Origin of the sequence: Ulvibacterium sp., assembly GCF_965228935.1 — a bacterium.
Lineage (GTDB): Bacteria > Bacteroidota > Bacteroidia > Flavobacteriales > Flavobacteriaceae > Ulvibacterium.
This window is the reverse complement of sequence record NZ_OZ245846.1, coordinates 2,053,666-2,077,175: the sequence shown is the minus strand read 5'-3', so window position 1 is coordinate 2,077,175 and position 23,510 is coordinate 2,053,666. Positions and strand designations below refer to the sequence as shown.

Below are 23,510 nucleotides of genomic sequence, written 5' to 3'. Positions count from 1 at the left end.
ATTTAATTTAAGTTTACTGTTAAAAATAAGTATTTGGTTAAAATTTGATGGTTTTCCGATAGCTATCGGGATTTGTATTTAAGATTTAAATTATTCTATTGTGTCGAGTCCTCTTCGCCCATATAATCCTGGACCGTTCGGAAACCTATGTAGCTCCTTGCCGAGTCCTTGTACTCATAGTCCCTTGTACTTACTTGAAGGAAGTATGCCACATCCTTCCAGGATCCGCCTCGGATAACTTTTCGAGCATTTCCACCATCTCCACCGTTGGGATTCATGGTAGAAACATAATCATAGGATGCAGGGTCATAGCTAGAGTTGGTCCACTCGGATACGTTCCCGGCCATATTGTACAAGTTAAAATCATTGGGCTCATACGATTTTGCCTCTACGGTGTACAGGGCGGCATCAGCAGCATAATCACCTCGCTGTGGCTTAAAGTTGGCCATAAAACAACCTGTATCGCTAATTACATAGGGGCCTCCCCAAGGATAGGTTCCTCCTTCGATACCACCTCTGGCGGCATATTCCCATTCCGCTTCCGTAGGCAACCTGAATTGGTTGACAAACTGTCTTCCGCGGCTTTTCTGATCATCATTCTTGAATTTGGTTCTCCAGTTACAAAAAGCCTTTGCCTGTTTCCAAGATACGCCGACTACAGGGTAATCGCTATACGCATCGTGCCAAAAGTAATCATTGTGCATGGGTTCATTATAGGAATACTCAAAATCCCTGATCCATACCGTTGTATCCGGATAGATTTCCAACTCTTCCTGACGGATAAAGTCCCTTCTACTACCCTTTCCTTTTTTGGCGGCACGGGCAGCGGCCTCGATATCCATCCAGCTATACTTATACTTTAATTTGGTAACGTCTACGCTTCTTTGTCCGTTATAGGATTCTTCCTCGGGAATGTATAGGGAATCCATAACCTCGGTATAATATTCATCCGGATATTCGGAAGTGTCCCAAATAAGGTCTTCGTCCTTGTTCAATGCCCTTCCTTCATAGCCTGTCTCTCCCATACCGGAGTAATTGTCCAACATATATTTGTCATAGGCGGAAACTTTGGAGGTATCGGCATCCTTAAATGCAAATTCCCCAATTCCCCCATCTTCAGGGCCTAGTCCCAATTCATCCGCAAGGATGGCCAATCTTGTTCTCGTAATGGAATCCTTTACCCATTCCACAAACTGGCGATATTCACTGTTCGTGATTTCCGTGTCATCCATATAAAAGGAACGTACGGTAACCGTTTTGGTCGGGGCATTGAGAACCTTTGCCATATCTTCCTCGGTCTTACCCATAATGAAAGATCCCCTAGGAATCAATTCCATTCCATAGGGTTTCTCGGGATACCATTTTTTACCTTTGGCTCCAACTAGCTCTCCCTTGGTCTTTGACCCACAACTTGTGAGCAAAAAAACAAACGCTATGGATGATAACAATAGCTTCTTCATACTTTAGGTTAAATTTCGATTTCGGTTATAAACTGCAAACACAAATATTTATTCTACTCTCTAAAACTACGTTTTGAGTAAATTATTGTATCAAAAGCAATTATACACTAAAAAAACTTTTAATCAATTAAGCCCCTTCTTATAGGCCTTGAACCACCGTTCTGGAATGTTCTGGTCGCAAGCGTCCAGATAGTCCTTTTCGGCGCATGGTAATAACGCCGATGATTCCCTTTTAGTATGTGAAGTTAAAATCGAAGGTACCTCTACCCACCATCGCTGCGTAAGGTGACTTCTATAAAAAACCAGCTCCTCCGTTTCAGTGGGAACGGTATATTTCGTGAAGTCATCATTTTTGGTATATGGAGACTCGTAAATCCGATAATTATACCCCTCCATGAAGTACCATAGTATCTGAGCCACAAGTTGGCTGGATTGTGTCGTATTCTCCATTTCATAAATACCGAATAAACAGACCTTGTCACTGATACCCGCATATCTGGCAATCGTACAGATTTCCCGACCATCAAACCCATTCGGGGAAAAGTCATGGGAAAGTACTCCCATTTCACCTGCCTTTATGGAACGGGCATCAATGCTTACCACATGTGCATTGCGCAATACGGGTTCTACCAATGCCATGTTCTGGGTGAGTTCCCCTAATCGATATGCATCAAAAAAGAGGCGATCCATAAGGTCTATCTCCTCTTGGGCATTGAAATAGCTTTGATATCCAATATTGGAGAAATTGAACAGGTTATTGGGCTTGTCCGTAATAATCTTGCTCATATAAGAGTTTGAGGATATCAATTCATCCTCTATTCCAAAATCGAAACGGCTGTCTACCGCTACCAAGTTTATCAAATCCTTTATCCCATCAAAGGCACGGTAAGTGGGATACGTAACATCCTGGGTAGCACCTATTATAATGGGAACAATGTTTTCCTCCAATAGGCCCGCAGCAATTTCCTTCACCACAAAATAGGTATCCTCCACGGTCTCGCCTTCCTCAATATCTCCCATATCCACGATGGTAGCGTTCCAATTACCGTACAACAACTTGTACAATTGCATTCTGATGCCGGAGATATCCAGTTTTTCAGTCTTTTTTTCAAAAGCGTTCCTGGACTCCAAAACCCCAACTATGGCCATGGAAGCATTGGCCAAAACCGGTAAACCTTTTTTTTCCGTATGCTTGTGAATATTTTTTCCAAGGGCCTGGGGGGGCAGCAATTCGCAGTGGGCCAGAACCTTTTCTGCTACCGGTACTAAAAAATCGAATGCCATTAAGGTGGGTATTGGTTTATTGAACTATCGGTTCGATGTTCAAAACTAAAAAGTTCAAGTGTCAATTCCAAGGATAGGAATTTTAAGCTTTCGGTATATGTGATGGCAGGAATTTGGATTTGACGGCCAAGATACTTTTATTTTTTCCTTGCCCTGGGCTTTTTCTTCGGGGCCTTTTTCTCCAAAAGTTCCTTGGCTTCCTCCAGTTTAACTTTGGAGGCATCCACCGTCTTGGCCAATTCTACCTTGGTGCGACCCTTTATTATATTATGTCTGCCCCATCTGGCTTTTTCAATTCGGATGCCCTCTTCCGGCCATTCCTGTACCAGTTTGTCGATTTCCTTTTGCTTTTTTGTCTCGATCAATTCCTTAATATCTTCTTGCGATAGATTATCGAAATCGTACTTCTTATTAACGTTGATAAAGATTCCATTCCATTTGATAAAGGGGCCGAACCGTCCCTTACCTTTGGTGACTTCCTTGCCTTCATAAGTGGCTATGGGTGCGTCCGCCTTTTCTTTTTCCTGAATAAGCTCAATGGCCCTCTCCAAATCAACTTCAAAGGCACTCTCGCCCTTATCCAAGGAAACGAACTTCTTTCCAAAACGTACATAGGGGCCATAGCGTCCCACATTGGCTTCTATATCCTCTCCCTTGTAAACCCCCAACTTTCTAGGAAGCTGAAACAATTCCATGGCCTCCTCATACGTAATGGTATTTAGGGACTGGTCTGGCAAAAGACTGGCGAACAAAGGTTTTTCTTCCTCCTCTACCGTTCCTATCTGTACCATGGGGCCAAATCTACCCAAACGAACGGCTACCTGCCTCCCGGTATCGGGATCCGTTCCCAATACCCGTTCTCCACTGGCACGGTCGGCATTTTCCTCCACATGTTCCACATTGGGACGAAAATCCTTGTAAAAATCTTTCATTATCTTTTGCCAATCCTCTTCTCCTTCGGCTATCTCATCAAAATTCTCTTCAACCTTGGCGGTAAAATTATAGTCTAGAATATTGGCAAAATGACTTACCAGAAAATCATTGACAATCATTCCGATATCGGTAGGAACCAACTTGCCCTTATCGGAACCCACGGTTTCGGTAAGTTTCCTATGCTGTATTTCTCCGGCATCCAATACTAATTGAACGTAGCTTCTTTCCGTACCCTCTACGGTGCCTTTTTCCACATAACCCCTATTCTGAATGGTAGAAATAGTAGGCGCATAGGTAGAAGGTCTTCCAATTCCAAGCTCCTCCAATTTCTTTACCAAGGACGCCTCTGTAAATCGGTAGGGTGGCCTGGTGAAACGCTCCGTTGCCGTAATGTAGGTATTCTCCAAAACGTCCCCTTCCTTCATGGCGGGCAACGTGCCTTCTTGCTCTTCTACTCGATCCTCATCGTCGATTCCTTCCATATACACCTTTAGAAAGCCATCAAATTTAATGACCTCCCCGTTGGCCGCAAATTCCTCGCTATATGTGCTCGACTTAATCTTAACGTTGGTACGCTCCAATTGGGCATCACTCATCTGAGAGGCTATAGTTCGCTTCCAAATAAGCTCGTACAATTTGGATTGGTCCCGCTCCAAGGATGGTGACTGATTGGCAATGTTGGTGGGTCGAATAGCCTCATGCGCTTCTTGGGCACCTTTTGACTTTCCTTTGAAATTCCTTACATTACTGTATGCCTCCCCATAGTTTTCAATAATGGCCTCTTTGGCCATGGCAATGGCTTCCCCGGAAAGGTTAACGCTATCCGTTCTCATGTAAGTGATAAGTCCAGCTTCGTATAGTCTTTGGGCAACCTGCATGGTACGCCCTACCGAAAAATAGAGTTTTCGTGACGCCTCTTGTTGCAAAGTGGAAGTAGTAAACGGCGCCGATGGGGATTTTTTAGCGGGCTTCTTATCCAGGTCACTTACGGAAAAAGTAGCTCCAAGGTTCTTTTTTAAGAAGGTTTCCGCCTCATCCCTGGATGCGAAGGTCTTATTTAATTTGGCCGTAAACACACCTCCATCCGCAGTTTTGAATTCTGCCAAAACCCTAAATGAAGCTTCTGGCTTAAATACCTCGATATCCCGCTCCCTTTCAACGATCAACCTTACCGCAACGGATTGGACCCTCCCGGCCGAAAGTCCCGGTTTTATTTTTTTCCATAGCACTGGAGAAAGCTGATAGCCCACCAAACGATCCAATACCCGCCTCGCCTGTTGGGCATTTACCAAATTGTAATTGATATCACGCGGATTCTCAATGGCCTTCTGAATGGCCGATTTGGTAATGGAGTTAAAAACGATACGCTTGGTCTTCTTTCTGTCCAGATTCAATGTTTCGGTCAAATGCCAGGAAATAGCTTCCCCTTCACGATCTTCATCACTGGCCAACCAGATGGTGTCCGCTTTTTTGGCAAGATCCTTTAATTTTTTGACCAGTGCCTTTTTCTCCTTATCTACAATATATTTGGGTTCAAAATTGTTATCTACATCAACGCCAAGTTCCTTGGAAGGTAAGTCGGCAATATGTCCAAAACTGGACTCCACCTTGTAGTCCTTGCCCAAAAATTTTTCTATCGTCTTTGCCTTTGCGGGCGACTCTACGATTACTAAATTCTTTGCCATGCAATACTTTTTGAAGCAACAAAAGTAACCGATTTTTTTAATTCGGGACCATTCTTAAAATATACCCATATAAAAAAGCCCCGGAATTCCGGGGCTTTTTTATGCTTATATCGTACATCAATCCAGCTCCAAAGTACTCATTAATTTAATATCGTCTTCCAAGTATTCGTACTGATACAATACCTCATCTCCCACCATCAACAACGAACTGTCCAAAGGAATAACATCGAACGTAAAAATGTCCTTGAAATGGTTCAGGGATACCAAATCTTCCACATTGGTCTTGTCATAGACCTTGAGTCCGGATTCGCCATCGCATACGAACAGTTTTTCATCCTTTATACCGAGTCCGTATGGGCCATCCATAGGATAGGATATCTTTAGTTGCGGCTTAGAGATATTGGAGATATCCACAATGAACAATCCACTTTCGAGAGCACCACAACCATTACCACCGCGTAGGGTAACATAGGCGTAATCCCCATCCACGACTACGGGATCGCAAGCCGTCCCATGTTCAAACTCCGATACGAATGTAGGAGTAGCAGGGGAGGAAATGTCGTAAATGTACATCCCGCGCATACTACCTAGAAACAGATGTTCCCCACGATTAAAAATAGTCTCGATATCAAAACCGGCATAAACATCTTCCAAATCTTGGGGGTTTTCCAAATCTTCTATATTAAAAACATTGATGTTATGACTGTCCACAGCATAGAGAAAATCACCTACAATTTTAAATCTTGCCAAAGAGCCGCCTTGTCCGGTACTCGCGTCATTGGCCGCCTCCGCAAACAAAACATCTCCCCTATTTAGAAAACGTTCTTCGTATTCGGCAATCAAGCGACGCTCGGTAACCACTTCCCATCCAACAATGATCTCGTTCTCATAATCAAAGTTGGTCTGTTCAAAAAAATCGACCCCCAAAGGCCAGATTACATTGTCCCTAAGCACATTTTCCAACCGGTTCACAATAGTAATATTATTGATATCCGAGATATCCAGAACCATGAGATCCATAAGACTGTCCGCATAGAGATAATCATCCTTCACGGAAATATCCACATTACCGGCAATCTTGATGAACGAAATCTTTTTCGGGGCGTTTGGATTGCTGTTGTCTATGACATGGACACCTCTGTATTTATCATTTACAAAGATGTAATCCTGATAGGCATAAATTTTTCCGGATTCCTCTATGGGCAAAGGCGCTATAATATCTACACCATTTTTGAATTCGGCCTTGGTCATTTTCAATGGGCGCGCCACAAGGTAGTCCGCATACTTACCATCGTCCTCATTGTCATCGCAAGAAATGAATCCCAACGAAGCTACGACTAGCAGTAATAGCATTTTCTTTTTCATAACAAATTATTTATTGGGTTGTTGACTAATAGATGCAGGTTATGGGATACCGTTGCGTTGTTTTGGGATGACAATCCAAAAAAAGGGAAATTCTTTGGTCAAAACCGTTTGACCTTTACCGCCGGGATATGTTGGGACTGCACCTCAAAACCGGCTCGAGAAATAGTGAGGTACATTGACAAATAGCTAAATAATGCATAAAATATAGCAAAACAAACTGTCATTATGTCACAACTTTGAATTTAGTATTATCTTTGCCTTCCTAAATTCCACCAAAGATAGCAGGCGTTCCATGGAGAAAGTAATAGACGAATCGGTTCAGGGCAGTGCGCTTACCTTGGAAGGGAACTCGGGTAATACGCGCAAATTGTACATAGAAAGTTACGGCTGTCAGATGAATTTTTCCGATAGCGAAATTGTGGCTTCCATCCTGTCCGAACAAGGGTTTGATACAACGCATGTCCTGGAAGATGCCGACTTGGTCTTGGTAAATACCTGTTCCATTCGGGAAAAGGCGGAAACCACGGTCAGAAAACGTTTGGAGAAATTCAATGCGGTCAAAAAAACCAAACCCCATATGAAGGTAGGTGTATTGGGCTGTATGGCGGAGCGGTTAAAGGACAAGCTCCTGGAAGAGGAAAAGATAGTGGATATGGTTGTTGGGCCGGATGCTTACAAAGACCTCCCCAACCTTATACAGGAAATTGACGAAGGCCGAAATGCCGTAAACGTTATTCTCTCCAAGGACGAGACTTACGGTGACGTAGCCCCGGTTCGTTTAAACTCCAACGGGGTAACCGCATTTGTATCCATTACCCGTGGCTGTGACAATATGTGCACGTTTTGTGTGGTGCCCTTTACTCGCGGTCGCGAACGTAGCCGAGACCCCCTCTCCATTGTAGCCGAGGTAAACGATCTTTGGGAAAAAGGGTTTAAGGAGGTAACCCTCCTAGGACAAAACGTGGATAGCTACCTATGGTATGGGGGCGGACTTAAGAAGGAATTTGAAAAAGCTTCGGAGATACAAAAGGCTACTGCGGTCAATTTTGCACAGTTATTGGAAATGGTAGCCTTTGCGCAACCCCGGATGCGTATTCGATTTTCTACTTCCAATCCGCAGGACATGACCCTGGATGTCATAGAGACCATGGCCAAGCACCCTAATATTTGCAATTACATTCACCTACCGGTACAAAGCGGAAGCAATCGTATCCTAAAGGCTATGAACCGTTTGCATACCCGCGAGGAGTATTTTGAATTGATAGACAACATCCGCCGAATCCTGCCGGATTGTGCCATAAGCCAGGATATGATCGCTGGGTTTCCCTCGGAAACCGAGGAAGACCATAAAGATACCCTATCCCTGATGGAGTATGTAAAGTACGATTTCGGATTTATGTTCGCCTATTCGGAAAGACCCGGTACATTGGCCGCACGGAAATTGAAGGATGATATCCCCGTGGAAACAAAGAAAAGAAGGTTACGTGAGATTATAGATCTTCAACAAAAACACGGGCTTTATCGTACCCGGCAACATTTGGGCAAAATTGAGGAAGTATTGATTGAGGGGCCTTCCAAAAAATCGGATGCCCACTGGATGGGACGTAATTCCCAGAATACCGTTGTAGTCTTTCCCAAGGAAAGTTACCAGGTCGGGGATTTTGTGAACGTAAGGATAAATGAGTGTACCTCAGCTACCTTGATCGGTGAGGCAATAGGGTACACAGGTAATAATTGATATTTAGAATTCCGTATTCAATTGGAAAATGACCTGTGATTAGGGTTTTTGATTCGGAAGGAAAGAAAATAAATGGAATCAGTACAAGCAATAAAACAACGTTTCGAAATTATCGGTAACGATCCTAAGCTGAACAGGGCATTGGAAAAAGCCGTTCAGGTGGCACCAACCGATATTTCGGTCCTGGTCACAGGTGAGAGTGGAGTGGGTAAGGAAGCTGTTCCAAAAATCATCCATTCCTTATCGCATCGGAAACATGCAAAGTACATTGCGGTGAACTGTGGTGCCATACCGGAAGGCACTATAGACAGTGAGCTTTTTGGCCATGAAAAGGGAGCCTTCACAGGTGCCACACAAACCCGGAGCGGTTACTTTGAAGTGGCGGATGGCGGGACGATATTTCTTGATGAAGTAGGTGAACTGCCACTTACTACACAGGTACGTCTATTACGGATCTTGGAAAACGGCGAATTTTTGAAGGTAGGATCTTCCCAGGTACAAAAAACGGATGTGCGCATTGTTGCGGCCACCAACATGAATATGCTGGATGCCATAAAGAAGGAAAAGTTCCGGGAAGATCTGTACTATAGATTAAGTACCGTAGAAATAAATATTCCCCCGTTACGGGAACGACAGGGAGACATTCACCTCTTGTTCAGAAAATTCGCTTCCGATTTTGGGCAGAAATACAAAATGCCCACAATACGCTTGGAGGACGATGCCATTCAATTGCTCTTAAAGCACCGATGGCCCGGGAATGTGAGGCAATTACGGAATATCGCCGAGCAAATCTCGGTACTTGAAGAAGAAAGGAACATATCAGCTTACGTATTGAACGGTTACCTCCCAAACGCCAACAGAAGTAATCTGCCGGCTGTGGTAGACCAAAAGAAAGACGAAGGGAATTTTAGCAATGAGCGGGAAATACTGTACAAGGTACTGTTCGATATGAAGGGAGATCTTAATGATCTGAAGAAACTTACCCTGGAGTTGCTTAAGAACAAGGATTCTGCCAAGGTACAGGAGGAGAATGAAACGCTTATCCGGAAAATATATGGAACCAATGGGGAGGATATACAGGAAGAGGAAAGTACTGCCATGGAGGTCCTGCATCTTCCAGAACCCCAAGTAGAACCCCAAATCCATAGTCAACCTCAAGAGGACAAGTATCATTTTGCCGAGGAGATAGAGGAAGAAGAAACCCTATCTTTACAGGAAAAGGAAATTGAGCTGATCAAAAAGTCCCTGGAGCGAAATAGAGGTAAGCGAAAAGCAGCTGCCGCAGAATTGGGTATCTCTGAACGTACCTTGTATAGAAAGATCAAGCAGTACGATCTCTAAACTTAAAAAAAGAAATTTTCAAGGGATTCGGTCATAAAAGAAAGTGAAAACTTTTTTTATTCGTTCTATATTTTTTATTCTTGGTTTAAAAAGAAAGCGTGCATAAATACAGAATTTTAATAGTAATCCTCACCATTTTCGCAAGTGGTTGTGGAGTATATAATTTTACCGGTGGGGATGTAGGTACCGCGGAGACTTTTGAGGTACCTTATTTCCAAAATTACGCCACCCAAAGTCCGGGATCCGTTTTTGCCCCTGGACTGGACAGGGATTTCACCTTGGCGTTACAAGATAGAATCCTGAACCAAACTAGCCTGCAGCTTACCTCCTCCAATGGGGATCTGTTGTACGAAGGTGAGATCGTGGAATATCGGGTGTCCCCCATGACCGCAACCGCACAACAGAGAGCTGCACAAAACAGGCTTTCCATGGCGGTAAAGGTTCGCTTTTACAATAAGACCAAAGAAGATGCGGATTTTGAGCAGCGGTTCTCCTTTTTCTATGACTATGATGCAAACGTACAGTTGACCTCCATACAGGCGGAGGCACATGAAATAATTTTTGAACGGATAACCCAGGATATCTTTAACGAATCCCTGGCGGATTGGTAAGACCAGATACAAGGTTGGAAATATGATATATGAAGTTGGAAGTACGAAACTGGAAGAGTTTAATTTGAAAATTCAAGCCGTGAACTAGAACCTTGAACGTAGCAGATTTTACATATCTTATTCAACACCCGGAAAAAGTGGTATCCCCGGTACAGACCAAGCAACTGGAGGATGTTCTGGATGAATATCCTTATTTCCAGGCTGCACGAGCTCTCCATTTAAAAGGGTTAAAAAACCTTAATAGTTTTAAGTACAATAACGCCTTAAAAGTCACGGCCGCCTACACCTCGGACCGGGACATACTGTTCGATTTCATAACCTCCAGGGACTTCCTTCAAAACAACATCGCAGATTCCATTTCGGGAAAAACTACTTCCCTGGCAAACACCGAAACCATTTCCGAAGAGGTTGTTCCGTCGGACAATGAGAACATTTTTCTAATCGAAAAATCAAAAGACGCCCCCCTTCCCCAAAACAGCAGCGAAGCCGATCAGATTTTGGATCCCCACTTATTTGAGTCCAAAAGCCAAAAAGTTGCGGAAACTTCATCCGAAAAAAAGGATAAATTAGAGGAAGACCTGCAATTGGGAGATCCGCTGCCATTCACCAAGAGGGAGAAATACTCCTTTACGGAGTGGTTAAAGCTTGCCTCTTTAAAAACGGTTCGGAAGGGCAAAAATCCAAAACAAGACCCAAAAGCAAAAGCGATACATTTCCCAATCGAGGAAGCGGTACTGAAAACCAAAAAGTTTGATTTAATTGACAAGTTTATCGCTGACAATCCCAAAATTGTACCCAAGGAGATCCCTGACTCCACTGTAGATATAAAGTCGTCTGTAAAGATTGACAAAAATGAATTGATGACCGAGACTTTGGCCAAGGTCTATTTGGAGCAAAAAAAGTACAAAAAGGCAGTACAGGCCTATAAAATATTGAGTTTGAAATATCCGGAAAAAAGTGGTTTCTTTGCAGACCGAATAAAGGCGGTGCAAAAATTACAGAAAAAAACATAGTACGATAAAAGATGAATACGTTCACTATTTTTTTGGTTCTCATCATCATAGTCTGTTTTCTATTGGTCTTGGTCATTATGGTCCAAAACCCAAAAGGCGGGGGGTTATCTTCTTCCTTTGGTGGAGGGGGCAGCCAAATTGTAGGCGGTGTAAAAAAGACCGGGGATTTTTTGGACAAAAGTACGTGGACCCTGGCCATATTATTGGTGGTACTTATTTTGGCTTCCAATGTGGCCCTTAAAGGAAATTTTGGCGAGGCCGATTCAAAACTGCTTCAAGGGGACGATATCGAAACGACAGTTCCTGAGACAGTACCGGAAGAAATTCCTGCACCTGTAACCAATGACGGAGTAGATCCTACGGACTCACTGTAATCAGTATAATTTATAGAACAAACATATCCAAGTGCCAGCAAAAATGACAAGCTGGCATTTTTTATTTTACAAAGTGTCAGTTTTTAGGAAATGGCATAATTTCTGTCAAAGGATACGAAGAATTTTAAAATCAATTAAAAACTATTAAATATGGCTAAAGTTAACATCAAACCATTGGCAGATAGGGTTCTTATCGAACCCATGGCAGCCGAAACCAAGACTGCATCCGGTATCTATATTCCGGATACTGCTAAAGAAAAACCACAACAGGGCAAAGTGGTTGCCGTAGGGCCTGGTACAAAAGACGAAAAGATTACGGTAAAGGTAGGTGATACCGTCCTATACGGAAAATATTCAGGTACGGAGCTAAAATTGGAAGGTACCGATTATCTCATGATGCGTGAAAGTGACATTTTAGCAATTATTTAAAGTCAAACTCCAAAAGCAAATCCCAAAAGCTCGGAATTTGGAAATTGAAGTTTGGGATTTTAAATCTTAATACAACAAAATTTTAATTATGGCAAAAGACATAAAATTTGATATTGAAGCACGTGATGGTCTTAAAAGAGGTGTAGATGCCTTGGCCAATGCGGTAAAAGTAACATTGGGCCCTAAAGGAAGAAACGTAATCGTAAGCAAATCCTTCGGTTCCCCTGTAGTCACCAAGGACGGGGTAACCGTAGCAAAAGAAATAGAATTGGCGGATGCCCTTGAAAACATGGGTGCTCAGATGGTAAAGGAAGTAGCTTCCAAAACCAATGATTTGGCAGGAGACGGTACCACTACCGCTACCGTTCTAGCGCAGGCTATCGTTAAGGAAGGTTTAAAAAACGTTGCTGCCGGTGCCAACCCTATGGACCTAAAAAGAGGAATCGACAAAGCTGTAGACGCTATCGTTGAGAACCTCTCAAAGCAATCAAAACGTGTAGGGGATTCCTCTGAAAAAATAAAGCAGGTTGCCGCTATTTCCGCCAATAATGATGAGGCCATTGGTGACCTGATTGCCCAAGCTTTTGGCAAAGTAGGAAAAGAAGGGGTTATCACTGTGGAAGAGGCCAAAGGAACAGATACCTACGTTGACGTTGTTGAGGGTATGCAGTTCGACAGAGGATATCTTTCTCCCTATTTTGTTACCGATTCCGAGAAAATGACAGCGGATCTGGAGAGCCCGTATATCCTATTGTTCGATAAGAAAATTTCTGCCATGAAAGATCTTCTTCCGGTCTTGGAGCCTGTGGCACAATCCGGGAAACCGTTATTGATCATTGCCGAGGATGTTGACGGTGAAGCTTTGGCTACATTGGTCGTGAACAAGCTGAGGGGATCTTTGAAAATTGCCGCAGTAAAGGCCCCAGGTTTCGGAGATAGAAGAAAAGCCATGTTGGAGGATATCGCTATTCTGACCAATGGAACGGTTATTTCCGAGGAAAGAGGTTTCTCTTTGGAAAATACAACAATCGACATGTTGGGCAGTTGTGAGAAAGTGACCATTGACAAGGACAATACCACTATTGTAAATGGATCGGGAGCAGCCAAAAACATTAAGACCAGGGTAAACCAAATCAAGTCCCAGATTGAAACAACTACTTCGGATTACGATAAAGAAAAACTTCAGGAGCGTTTGGCCAAATTGGCCGGTGGTGTTGCCGTACTATATGTCGGAGCCGCCTCCGAAGTTGAAATGAAGGAGAAAAAAGACCGTGTGGACGACGCATTGCATGCAACAAGGGCAGCCGTTGAGGAAGGTATCGTAGCCGGTGGAGGTGTTGCCTTGGTAAGGGCCAAGAAAATGCTCGCCAAAGTGACCACGGAAAACGCCGATGAGGAAACCGGGGTACAAATCGTTGCCAGGGCGATAGAATCCCCAATTCGGACTATCGTTGAAAACGCGGGAGGTGAAGGCTCCGTTGTCGTGGCCAAGGTAAATGAAGGCAAGGCCGATTACGGATATGATGCCAAATCTGAAAAGTATGTAGACATGCTTAAGGCAGGTATCATAGATCCTACCAAGGTAGCCCGAATCGCATTGGAAAATGCAGCTTCGGTAGCCGGAATGATCCTGACTACTGAATGTGCTTTGACCGACATCAAGGAAGAAGCACCAGCGGCCCCTCCAATGGGAGGCGGTGGCGGTATGCCAGGCATGATGTAGGCAACTACTATAAAAATAAAAGCCTCCTTGGTATTCCCAAGGAGGCTTTTATTTTTAGGGAACTACGAAAAATCATTCATACAAAAAAGTCTCATAAAAGGCTGGAATAGAGAACCAATACCCCATAAAAGAGGAAGATACTTTTAAAGGACTACCCGATCCAGAGACGACCTCTCCAAAAGCATTCCATTGAGTACCATTGGTATCCTGTACAATCGCTTCTGAATTCCCATCAAAAACAAATTCAAATTGTGAAGTATTCTGAGACCCGTTCAATTCAAAGGAGACCATAAATTCCGAATTGCCGACCACCAAATAATCTTTCCCCCTAAAGGAATCCTTGATCGCTCCCAAGGATTCAACATCCGCGAAGCGATAGGCCTTTGCATCCCCATTATCTATGATGGCGTGTACCCGTTCCTTTAAAGGTAATCTATCGTCCTTGGGGGTAGGGAAAATGAAGAAATCATTGTTGGTCCTATAATCCCTATAGGGGTAAATACCATATGTCCTGGAAAAACCGGTGATTATACTTAAAACCTTAGTGGTCGGAAACATGGATTTCCATGTTCCCCAATCGGTTTCCACCAAAGGAATCAACTCCGCCTTTTCCCCCAAAAGACTGCCATTTACGGATTCATTCAAAATCTGTGACCAATTGCTCAATGTAGCACGGTCAAAAGGAACCAAGTTGGTCTGATACAATAAACCCGATACCCCGAAAGTCGTTTCCCTGCCATTTAATATTCTGTTCCACCCGATTCCGGTACCTGTAAGTGGGCAGTAGGTGACCGCGAGGGAAACGTCGTTTATGTTATCATTGACGATTTCGTGCCAATCCAAAATTATGTGGGGATAAGCGCGGATATCATTCCCGTTTTTAAAACCTATTATCAAATCCGTATCCCTTAAAACAGCCGAGGCATCTTCCGCGGCGACAAAATTGGGATTCTCCAAAGCGGGGATGCCGTCCCTTCCAGGGCCACCATCCAAAACCTCGGATACCGGAATGCTCCATTCATTGGAGGAAGGATTTGGGCTTCCCTGAAAATCCGGATTCTGTTCCGTTTCTTGTGTACTCGATGAGCTACATGACAATAAGAATATGCCACAAACCAGTAAAAATAACATGTTTTTCATAGCTAATTAGTTTAAAATGTTTACCTCCTTCTTTTTCAACAGAAATGAGACTCCTGCCGTGAACCGTAATGTCGGTGTGAGCTGTGTGCCGTCCACATAACTGTAAACGGGCAATTCCAATCGTGTGTTCAATGTAATACTCGGTGTAATCTGGGCCCCAAGTTCGGGCCTGACAAAAACCCATTCCCCCCCGGTATTGGGCAAATCGGAGTCTTCTACCCTGTCCACGGAAGCGTTCCGGTATTTAAACACCACGCCAGGGCTAAATATGGTATTGAACAAAAGAAACTGATCTGTATACCCCAAATTGGTCTGTATTACATCACCAAATTCATAGATTGAGGTATTATTAAGATATGAATTGTTCTTGCCCGTTAAGCGATAGGTGAAGCTTCCCGAAATTGTGGCCGAGGGCCTAAAATTAAGTCCTTTGGATATGGACATCCATCCGATCATATCCCACGCCCCGCTCCCGGGTTGAAGGTCGGCCGTCAACTGAAATCCTTCCTCTGTGGTCAAATCGGATTTACCAAGAGGTGCCTTGGTTCCCAGTCCCAAATTCAAGACCGTCCGTTCCCCAAGAATATCCGGAACAGCGTATTTGGCTAGGAAAACGGCGTCACCAATGCCCGTAGTTTCGGTAAAATTCTCATTCCCGAATTGTGTAATGGTTCGTGTCTGGTTTACCCATGTAAAGAGTACTTCTACGGAAATCCTATCCGTAAAGGCGTAGCCTAAATTTGCTAAAACAGAATTGGTAATACGCAATCGGGAATCATCATCAAGTTGTTCCGTTCCTGCATTTAAGGTATTCAGATTGTTGTAATCATAATTCAATCCGAGGATCCAGACCCCTTTTCCTTCATTGGGCAACCCTAGATTATTGGACAAGGGAACCCCTCCGGAACAACAAGTTTGGGAAAAAAGCTGTTGCGCCGATATAAAAATGGTGATAAAAAAAGCCTTCCGCACCTATATCGACCTTTAGTGATATTCGTTTTAGTGCGAAAAATTGGGTTGTCCTTACATCTACCTACCCCAAATTGGTCGGTAAACCTTAAAATTTAACTTTTAAAAGAGAGCTTTTGGTGTTTTAACCACACTTCATTGATGCTGTTCGCTATCGTCAGTGTTGTCCTCACGATATTTACAGCAGGGATGTACATTATTATAAGCTTCTTCCGTGGCTTTAAGTTCCTTGGTATCATGACCCACGGCTACCATGGCGGTCTTAATTTTCATGGCATCCGTTTTGCGCTCATCAATAATCAATGACAATTGATGGGAAGGGATATCCCAAAGGGCGTATTTTACTCCCTTTACTCCTAGTGCCGCCTTTTCTATCCGCATTTTGCACATTTCGCACTTGCCATCGACTTCCATAGTCAATTTTTTGTTTTTTTCCTGGGCAAAAACGGTTACTGATATCAGCATTAAAAGTGTTGATAGTATTATTTTTTTCATATTCTTAATTTTTAAGGTCCGAACAATGTTCCGACCAAGATTAGTATGGTTTAAGCCGAAAACCTACATAGAACATTCTTCCCATAATCGGTGCGAACACAATGGTTGTATCAAAATATGGGCCAAAGGGATCTTCAGACCCCAAAACCGGATTGTTCTGTGTAAAATTAGTCAAATTTTCACCTCCTAAATAAACCTCGAACTTTTTGGAGAAAACTTTGGTTACCTGGGCGTTCATTAGACTATAGGGTTCCGAAAACGCTTCCAACCGGAATGGCTCGGGATTGGCGGATGTATCAGGTAGGCGTTGTTTGCCCAATGTATGCAATGTGTAATCCAATCGCCATTGCGATCCATTCTCCCTAATTTTGGTCTGGTAGCCCAAATTGGCAAAGAAACGGTGCCGTGCCAATAAAGGCTTTTGCAACCTCCCTGACCGATAATCAACTTCTACCTCATAATATTTGTACGCCGTACGGACTTCTAAGTTGTTCAAAATTTCATGGTTCAGTTCCAATTGCAGGCTGTTGGCATAACTCTTCCCTTCCAAGTTGTAGAAGGAAATCTCATCGGGATTTTCCCAATCCACTACCACTTGATTGCGAAAATCCGTTCTATAGAAATCCAAGGTTACGTTTCCGGGTCTATCCATAAAGGTAAAGCCTTGGATGAAGCTAAGCCCATAGTTCCATGCATCCTCGGGATCCAGTCCGTAGATACTGCCATTGGAGTCCAATAATTGAATCTGACGGGATGATGCGAACAACTGCTGGTTCTCCGCAAAAATATTGGCCGCTCGCCTACCTCTTCCAAAAGACCCCCTAAGACTTGCTTTTTCCCAAGGTGTATAGCGTATATGAAATCTAGGGGTAACAAACGTTCCCAAACGATTATGATCGTCTACCCGTAGCCCCGCCGTTAGGCTAACTTTTTCCAGATTGTCATAGCTGTATTCTAAAAATGCCCCTACCGACCGATCTATCCTTTCAAATTCCTGAACGTTGACCAATTCATCATAGGAATCATAGGCAAAGGTCAAGCCTGCCTTGAACTTATTTCTCGTATCCCCAAGAATGGAATTGAAAATAAGATTGGAATAGATGCTTTCGTGATCAATATCGTACCGGTTTAATCCGAAGTACGAATTTTGTTTGTGGATACTATAAGAAGCCTGAAACCCAAAACTTTGAAAGGGGAGCTCGGGAAACACATAACCCAATTTTAGGGAGGAATCGAACCTTCGGGTATCGATTTCGCCGCCCCACCCTTCGACTGCGCTCAGGGCAGGACCTTCTGCTGCGCTCAGTGCGGGCCCTTCGACCTCGCCCAAGGCTAGTGTATTGGTCATGGATCCATCGGAGTTAGGTCTGAAACGGGTCTCCCCTATCTGCTTTTCATCGTTCAAAAAACGAAAATTGACAAAACTTACCCAACCTTTTTCAGGATCCTGATATTGCCAACGGTTCATCACATTGATCTGGTTCATTAACGGGGCATCCAAAAATCCGTCATTGTTCCGATCTTCCTTTTGGTCTCTCCTGTTCCCATGTACATAAAATCCGGTACTCAACCTATCGGTCAATTTTTGATTAAAATGCGTATTGAGTTCCAAACGGCCATTCCTATTGGCGTAACCATTTACAAAAATGGCATTGTCCGTAAATGGTTTCACCAGTTCCGTATTGATTTGCCCGGAAATACTCTCGTATCCATTGACCACACTTCCGGCCCCTTTGGTAATCTGTATACTTTCTACCCAGGTTCCAGGGATAAAGGTCAAACCATACGTCTGCGAAGCCCCGCGTATCATGGGAATGTTCTCTTGGGTAATCAACAAATAGGGACTCGTTAATCCCAGCATCTGAATTTGTTTGGTACCGGTAAGGGCATCATTGAAATTAACATCAATGGCCGGATTGGTCTCAAAACTTTCGGAAAGGTTGCAACAGGCGGCCTTTAACAATTCGGCACTATTTACCGTGACTACGTTTTGTGCGCTGAAGAAAGTCTTTTGAACCGCCTCACGTTTCTTTTCCACCACCACTTCATCCAACTCGTTGGCCGGTCTTAGGGTGTGATGGAGCATCCGGGGCGAATTTATCGTCAGCGTATCCGATTGAAATCCGACATAACTAATGATCAATGTATTATATTCCTTGGAATAAGGTATACTAAAAAGACCTTCTGCATCGGTAACCGTTCCTATTTGGGAGTTCATCCAATAGACATTGGCGCCCGGCAGGCCTATATGTTCGTTTTTGGAATTTCCTTCCATAACCATACCTTCTACTTTATCCTGGGAAAGAGAAATCAAAGGAATTGCCATAATAGCAAGTATCACATATTTTTTCATCTTTCCTCTATTAGAGTATTTGGGCCAACATAACTATCGCCATGACCAGCATAACGGCATTTTCAATAAATGTAGCCTCGGTCATAGGTAGCTTAAGGGCCGTACCCAGGCAAGCACATCGGATGCTTTTCTTGTCAAGTAACGTCCGGGTCACCCCTATGGTCGTGATTCCCAATAGTACAATTGTTGCGATAAGGGCCGTGGTCAGGGCATATCGCATCAGGAACATCAGCCCCAGTGCCAATTCCATAAAGGGATAGATCCATCCATAGATAGGTATTGCCTTGGCCAAGGGGTCGTACATACGAAAACTTTCCGGGAAGCCTTTTAGGTCCAACAGTTTAAAAAAGCTAAATACAATGTAAAAGAGGCCCATAAAATCCAACATTGCGAAATCGATATTTCCTTCCTTATAGTTGAGCAAAAAGGCCGTTGCAAATAGGTATAGAAAGATGAGAAACAATGGTCTTAACTGTTGTAGCTTGGTTTTTTCTTGAGCCACCTCTGTATTCATTTCGGATATATGGGCTTCCCTTTCCGAGATGCCATATTTTTCTGGCAGGGCGGATTTTAATGTATTTAAAGGAATAGAAGTGTCCATGGAAATTTCCGCTTCCCTTCTTTCCAAATCTACATCAACCTTTGTAACACCATCGACTTGGGATAATTTTTCGGTAACCGAAGCAGAGCATCCGCTGCAGGTCATTCCAGTAATGTTATATATGCGTTTCATATAATTTTAGATTTATTGTCATTTTCCCCAAAAAGGGAAATCTTTTTGGTACAATTCGCTAAGCATCCTTATTTAAAAAACTAGGGATAAAATAGACGGTGCAATGCCGCCTACTTGGAAATGACGAATAAATCAAATGAGGAAAACCTGATCAAGGACATGGATGTCCTTATACAATAGGGGAGGAGGGTAGTGTTCATGGGGAACCGGCCGTTCCACTTGTGCCTTGAACAAGGCCAAATAGGAATAGGCAAAAGCAGTTAAAAAGGGCTGTGGCACAAGAATACTATCATTGGAGGAAGTAGTTAAATGATCCTGTCCTTCCACTACGATGAGTTGATCGCTGCAACAGGAATCCTCGGTTTCCATTTGCGAAGTAGCGTTCATTGAAACTCCCATGTCCATACCACAATCCTGGGCATGGGCAAAAAACGACACATCTATCAAACGGTCCATGCAATAATGCTTGCCGACCGTCCACGAGGTTGTGGAGACGAGCAAGAGCAATGCCATAGCTAGGGACACTCCTTTGTAAATTATCGCTTTCATAACTACAAAAGTACAAATTATTACATTCTTACTTTTGCCAGGGCATATCATTAACGAATATTTATGCCCCCGGCATTTTGTTAGTTTTGACCAAAAACCTCGACTTTTGAAAGTAGAAATTGTAAAATCCTATGTTAGATTCATTAAGGGAAAAAATAGTCCAGATCATTGAACAGAAATCCGATGTGACCACCCGTCTTCAAGAAATTTGTGAGCTTCTAAAAAAAGAAGTCGCCTACTATGATTGGGTAGGTTTCTATTTTAGGAACGGGGAAAAAGAGGAATTAAAGTTGGGGCCCTATGCCGGGGAACCAACGGATCACACTATTATCCCTTTTGGAAAGGGAATCTGCGGACAAGTGGCCCTAAGCAATCAAAATTTTGTGGTTCCCGACGTTTCGGCCCAGGATAATTACATTGCCTGTAGTATTACCGTAAAGGCGGAAATTGTGGTGCCCTTGTTCGTAGACGGTGAAAACATCGGTCAGATCGATATCGACTCCAATACGCCCGATCCCTTTACCCAGGACGATGAGCGATTCTTGGAATTTGTTACTGCCGAGGTCGCCAAAATTCTTTAAAACTTTAGCGGTTTTGTTGATAAATGGCCTCTTTTTTACATTCAAAAAAATTAATTTTGTGTGTTTAAACCATATCCCACAACACCATACAAATGAGCAATGTAAAAAAAGCCTCTTCGGCCTTGATATCCGTATTCCACAAGGACGGACTGGAACCAATTGTTAGAAAATTTCAGGAACTGGGTATCACCATCTATTCCACCGGGGGCACGGAAAAATTCATCAAGGAACTGGGCATTGAGGTTGTGCCCGTAGAGGAGGTCACCAGCTATCCTTCCATTTTAGGGGGAAGGGTAAAGACCCTACACCCCAAGGTATTTGGTGGAATTTTGAACCGCCAGGATAATGAAGGTGATGTAGCCCAGTTGGAAGAATATGAAATTCCACAGTTGGACATTGTCATCGTTGATCTATATCCTTTTGAAAAAACCGTGGCAAACGGGGCCTCGGAACAGGAGATTATCGAAAAAATAGATATCGGCGGGATTTCCCTGATTCGGGCGGCAGCCAAAAATTACAAGGATGTGCTTTGTGTATCTTCTATGGAGGATTATAATGAGTTTCTGGAGCTGATTAGCTCTGGCGACGGAAGTACCTCATTAGAGGACCGTAAACATTTTGCCTCAAAGGCCTTCAACGTTTCGTCCCATTATGATACGGCCATCTTCAATTATTTCAATCAACAGGAAATGCCCGTTCTAAAAATTAGCGAACCCAGGGGAAGAGCCCTTCGCTATGGTGAAAACCCCCATCAAAAGGGATTTTTCTTTGGCGATTTTGAAGCCATGTTCACCAAATTGCATGGCAAGGAACTTTCCTACAACAACCTTTTGGATGTGGATGCCGCCGTAAATCTCATGAGCGAATTCCGAAAGGATGGCCCCACTTTTGCTATCTTAAAGCACAATAATGCCTGTGGTTTGGCTACCCGCGATTCCATTCGCCAAGCTTACGTAGATGCGCTGGCCGGAGATCCCGTCTCGGCATTTGGTGGAATTTTAATCAGTAATGTAGAAATCGATAAACCTACCGCCGAGGAAATACATCAATTGTTTTGTGAGGTAGTGATTGCACCTAGTTATTCGGACGATGCCTTGAACATACTAAAAGGGAAGAAAAACCGGATAATCCTGATCCAAAACGAGACCGATCTACCGGATACCCTTGTAAGGACCTGTCTAAATGGGATTTTGGTACAGGACAAGGACTACAAGACCGATACCCTTATAGATTTAAAATATGTGACCGATAAGGAGCCTTCAAAACGTGAATTGGAAGACCTCATCTTTGCTTCGAAATTATGTAAGCATACAAAGTCCAATACCATCGTCTTGGCAAAAAACAAACAATTGTGTGCCAGTGGTACCGGACAGACTTCCCGTGTGGATGCCCTGAACCAGGCAATCCACAAGGCCCAAACCTTCAATTTTGAGCTTGATGGTGCCGTGATGGCGAGCGATGCATTCTTTCCCTTTCCGGATTGTGTGGAAATTGCCAATAAAAGCGGTATTACCAGCGTTATACAGCCAGGAGGATCCATTAAAGATCAGTTGAGCATAGATTACTGTAACGAAAATGACATGGCCATGGTAATGACGGGCACGCGTCATTTCAAACATTAATTTTGTTACTTTTGTCGATGAAATGCTCCCCCAACCAAACTTGTAACGTAACCAAACTAGAAAAATATGGGATTTTTTGATTTCTTGACGGAGGAAATTGCCATAGACCTGGGTACCGCGAATACGCTCATTATCCATGCGGACAAGGTTGTGGTAGACAGTCCCTCTATCGTTGCCAGAGATCGTATTTCCGGGAAAATCATTGCTGTAGGCAAAGAGGCCAATATGATGCAGGGCAAGACCCACGAGAACATAAAGACCATACGGCCTTTAAAAGATGGGGTTATAGCGGACTTCGATGCTTCCGAAAAGATGATCAATATGTTCATAAAGAACATCCCGGCATTGAAAAAGAAATGGTTCCCTCCTGCCTTGCGAATGGTCATTTGTATCCCATCCGGTATTACCGAGGTAGAAATGCGGGCCGTAAAGGAGTCCGCCGAACGTGTAAACGGCAAGGAAGTATATTTAATCCATGAACCCATGGCAGCGGCCATAGGTATCGGTCTGGACATTATGCAGCCCAAAGGGAACATGATCGTGGATATCGGGGGAGGAACTACCGAAATTGCCGTAATCGCCCTTGGCGGAATTGTTTGTGATAAATCGGTCAAAATTGCAGGTGATGTTTTCACCAACGATATCATTTATTACATGCGTACCCAGCATAATTTATACGTGGGTGAAAGTACGGCGGAAAATATTAAAATCGAGATCGGTTCCGCTACGGAGGATCTTCAGACCCCTCCTGACGAAAAATCGGTACAAGGCCGGGATTTGTTGACCGGAAAACCCAAGCAGGTTCAGATTTCCTATCGTGAAATTGCCAAGGCACTGGACAAGTCCATCCTGAGGGTGGAGGATGCGGTAATGGAGACCCTATCCCAGACTCCTCCTGAACTGGCAGCAGACATTTATAACACGGGCATTTATTTGGCCGGTGGCGGATCCATGTTACGTGGGCTGGACAGAAGACTTTCCCAGAAAACGGATTTGCCGGTCTATATCGCGGAAGACCCCCTAAGGGCCGTAGTACGGGGAACTGGGATCGCATTAAAGAACTTGGAACGGTACAAAAGCATTCTAATCAAATAAAGCTAACTATAAGAAGG

Annotated in this window: 20 protein-coding genes; 10 read left to right on the top strand and 10 right to left on the bottom strand. The window is 43.6% G+C overall.

Annotated features, from left to right (window positions below; genetic code table 11):
• Positions 1–95: 95 nt before the first annotated feature.
• The 4 genes from gldK to ACO06Y_RS08690 form a co-directional block, all read right to left on the bottom strand.
• On the bottom strand, positions 96–1,460 hold the full coding sequence (gene gldK, locus ACO06Y_RS08705) for a gliding motility lipoprotein GldK (protein WP_422083453.1): 1,365 nt from the start codon (positions 1,458–1,460) through the stop codon (positions 96–98).
• A gap of 123 nt (positions 1,461–1,583) precedes the next feature.
• Positions 1,584–2,744, bottom strand: coding sequence for a formimidoylglutamase (locus ACO06Y_RS08700; RefSeq protein WP_422083452.1), 1,161 nt, complete (start codon positions 2,742–2,744; stop codon positions 1,584–1,586).
• 137 nt (positions 2,745–2,881) lie between these two features.
• Positions 2,882–5,362 carry a type I DNA topoisomerase gene (gene topA, locus ACO06Y_RS08695; protein WP_422083451.1) on the bottom strand — a complete coding sequence of 827 codons (2,481 nt, stop codon included), beginning with the start codon at positions 5,360–5,362 and terminating at the stop codon, positions 2,882–2,884.
• Positions 5,363–5,479: 117 nt separating this feature from the next.
• Positions 5,480–6,727, bottom strand: a complete 1,248-nt coding sequence (locus tag ACO06Y_RS08690; protein WP_422083450.1) for an LVIVD repeat-containing protein — start codon at positions 6,725–6,727, stop codon at positions 5,480–5,482.
• 292 nt (positions 6,728–7,019) lie between these two features.
• Here ACO06Y_RS08690 and miaB point away from each other — a divergent pair, with 292 nt between their 5' ends.
• The 7 genes from miaB to groL all read left to right on the top strand — a co-directional run bounded on the left by miaB (position 7,020) and on the right by groL (position 13,956).
• A complete protein-coding gene (gene miaB / locus ACO06Y_RS08685) occupies positions 7,020–8,465 on the top strand; it encodes a tRNA (N6-isopentenyl adenosine(37)-C2)-methylthiotransferase MiaB (protein WP_422083449.1) in 1,446 nt (481 codons plus the stop codon).
• A gap of 72 nt (positions 8,466–8,537) precedes the next feature.
• Entirely contained in the window at positions 8,538–9,806 is a 1,269-nt protein-coding gene (locus tag ACO06Y_RS08680; protein ID WP_422083448.1) for a sigma-54 interaction domain-containing protein, read from the top strand.
• Between the two features lie 98 nt (positions 9,807–9,904).
• Entirely contained in the window at positions 9,905–10,417 is a 513-nt protein-coding gene (locus ACO06Y_RS08675; RefSeq protein WP_422083447.1) for an LptE family protein, read from the top strand.
• 92 nt (positions 10,418–10,509) lie between these two features.
• Positions 10,510–11,430, top strand: coding sequence for a hypothetical protein (locus ACO06Y_RS08670; protein ID WP_422083446.1), 921 nt, complete (start codon positions 10,510–10,512; stop codon positions 11,428–11,430).
• 11 nt (positions 11,431–11,441) lie between these two features.
• Entirely contained in the window at positions 11,442–11,804 is a 363-nt protein-coding gene (secG, locus tag ACO06Y_RS08665) for a preprotein translocase subunit SecG (protein ID WP_422083445.1), read from the top strand.
• Positions 11,805–11,954: 150 nt separating this feature from the next.
• A complete protein-coding gene (locus tag ACO06Y_RS08660) occupies positions 11,955–12,233 on the top strand; it encodes a co-chaperone GroES (protein ID WP_299529450.1) in 279 nt (92 codons plus the stop codon).
• Positions 12,234–12,321: 88 nt separating this feature from the next.
• On the top strand, positions 12,322–13,956 hold the full coding sequence (gene groL / locus ACO06Y_RS08655; protein WP_422083444.1) for a chaperonin GroEL: 1,635 nt from the start codon (positions 12,322–12,324) through the stop codon (positions 13,954–13,956).
• 72 nt (positions 13,957–14,028) lie between these two features.
• Here the strand turns inward: groL and ACO06Y_RS08650 are convergent, their stop codons facing one another.
• The 6 genes from ACO06Y_RS08650 to ACO06Y_RS08625 form a co-directional block, all read right to left on the bottom strand.
• Positions 14,029–15,096, bottom strand: coding sequence for a DUF3179 domain-containing protein (locus tag ACO06Y_RS08650; RefSeq protein ID WP_422083443.1), 1,068 nt, complete (start codon positions 15,094–15,096; stop codon positions 14,029–14,031).
• A gap of 6 nt (positions 15,097–15,102) precedes the next feature.
• Positions 15,103–16,068 carry a hypothetical protein gene (locus ACO06Y_RS08645; protein ID WP_422083442.1) on the bottom strand — a complete coding sequence of 322 codons (966 nt, stop codon included), beginning with the start codon at positions 16,066–16,068 and terminating at the stop codon, positions 15,103–15,105.
• Between the two features lie 132 nt (positions 16,069–16,200).
• Positions 16,201–16,560, bottom strand: a complete 360-nt coding sequence (locus ACO06Y_RS08640; RefSeq protein WP_422083441.1) for a heavy-metal-associated domain-containing protein — start codon at positions 16,558–16,560, stop codon at positions 16,201–16,203.
• A 40-nt stretch (positions 16,561–16,600) separates the two neighbouring features.
• Positions 16,601–18,913, bottom strand: coding sequence for a TonB-dependent receptor (locus ACO06Y_RS08635; protein WP_422083440.1), 2,313 nt, complete (start codon positions 18,911–18,913; stop codon positions 16,601–16,603).
• A 10-nt stretch (positions 18,914–18,923) separates the two neighbouring features.
• Positions 18,924–19,646, bottom strand: coding sequence for a heavy-metal-associated domain-containing protein (locus ACO06Y_RS08630; protein ID WP_422083439.1), 723 nt, complete (start codon positions 19,644–19,646; stop codon positions 18,924–18,926).
• A 132-nt stretch (positions 19,647–19,778) separates the two neighbouring features.
• Positions 19,779–20,195 carry an HYC_CC_PP family protein gene (locus ACO06Y_RS08625; RefSeq protein WP_422083438.1) on the bottom strand — a complete coding sequence of 139 codons (417 nt, stop codon included), beginning with the start codon at positions 20,193–20,195 and terminating at the stop codon, positions 19,779–19,781.
• 131 nt (positions 20,196–20,326) lie between these two features.
• On the opposite strand from ACO06Y_RS08625, the gene ACO06Y_RS08620 reads away from it, so the two are divergent.
• From ACO06Y_RS08620 to ACO06Y_RS08610, 3 genes are all read left to right on the top strand, one after another.
• A complete protein-coding gene (locus tag ACO06Y_RS08620) occupies positions 20,327–20,776 on the top strand; it encodes a GAF domain-containing protein (RefSeq protein ID WP_422083437.1) in 450 nt (149 codons plus the stop codon).
• Positions 20,777–20,868: 92 nt separating this feature from the next.
• A complete protein-coding gene (purH, locus tag ACO06Y_RS08615) occupies positions 20,869–22,398 on the top strand; it encodes a bifunctional phosphoribosylaminoimidazolecarboxamide formyltransferase/IMP cyclohydrolase (RefSeq protein ID WP_422083436.1) in 1,530 nt (509 codons plus the stop codon).
• Positions 22,399–22,464: 66 nt separating this feature from the next.
• Positions 22,465–23,493, top strand: a complete 1,029-nt coding sequence (locus ACO06Y_RS08610) for a rod shape-determining protein (protein ID WP_120710592.1) — start codon at positions 22,465–22,467, stop codon at positions 23,491–23,493.
• Positions 23,494–23,510: the final 17 nt, after the last annotated feature.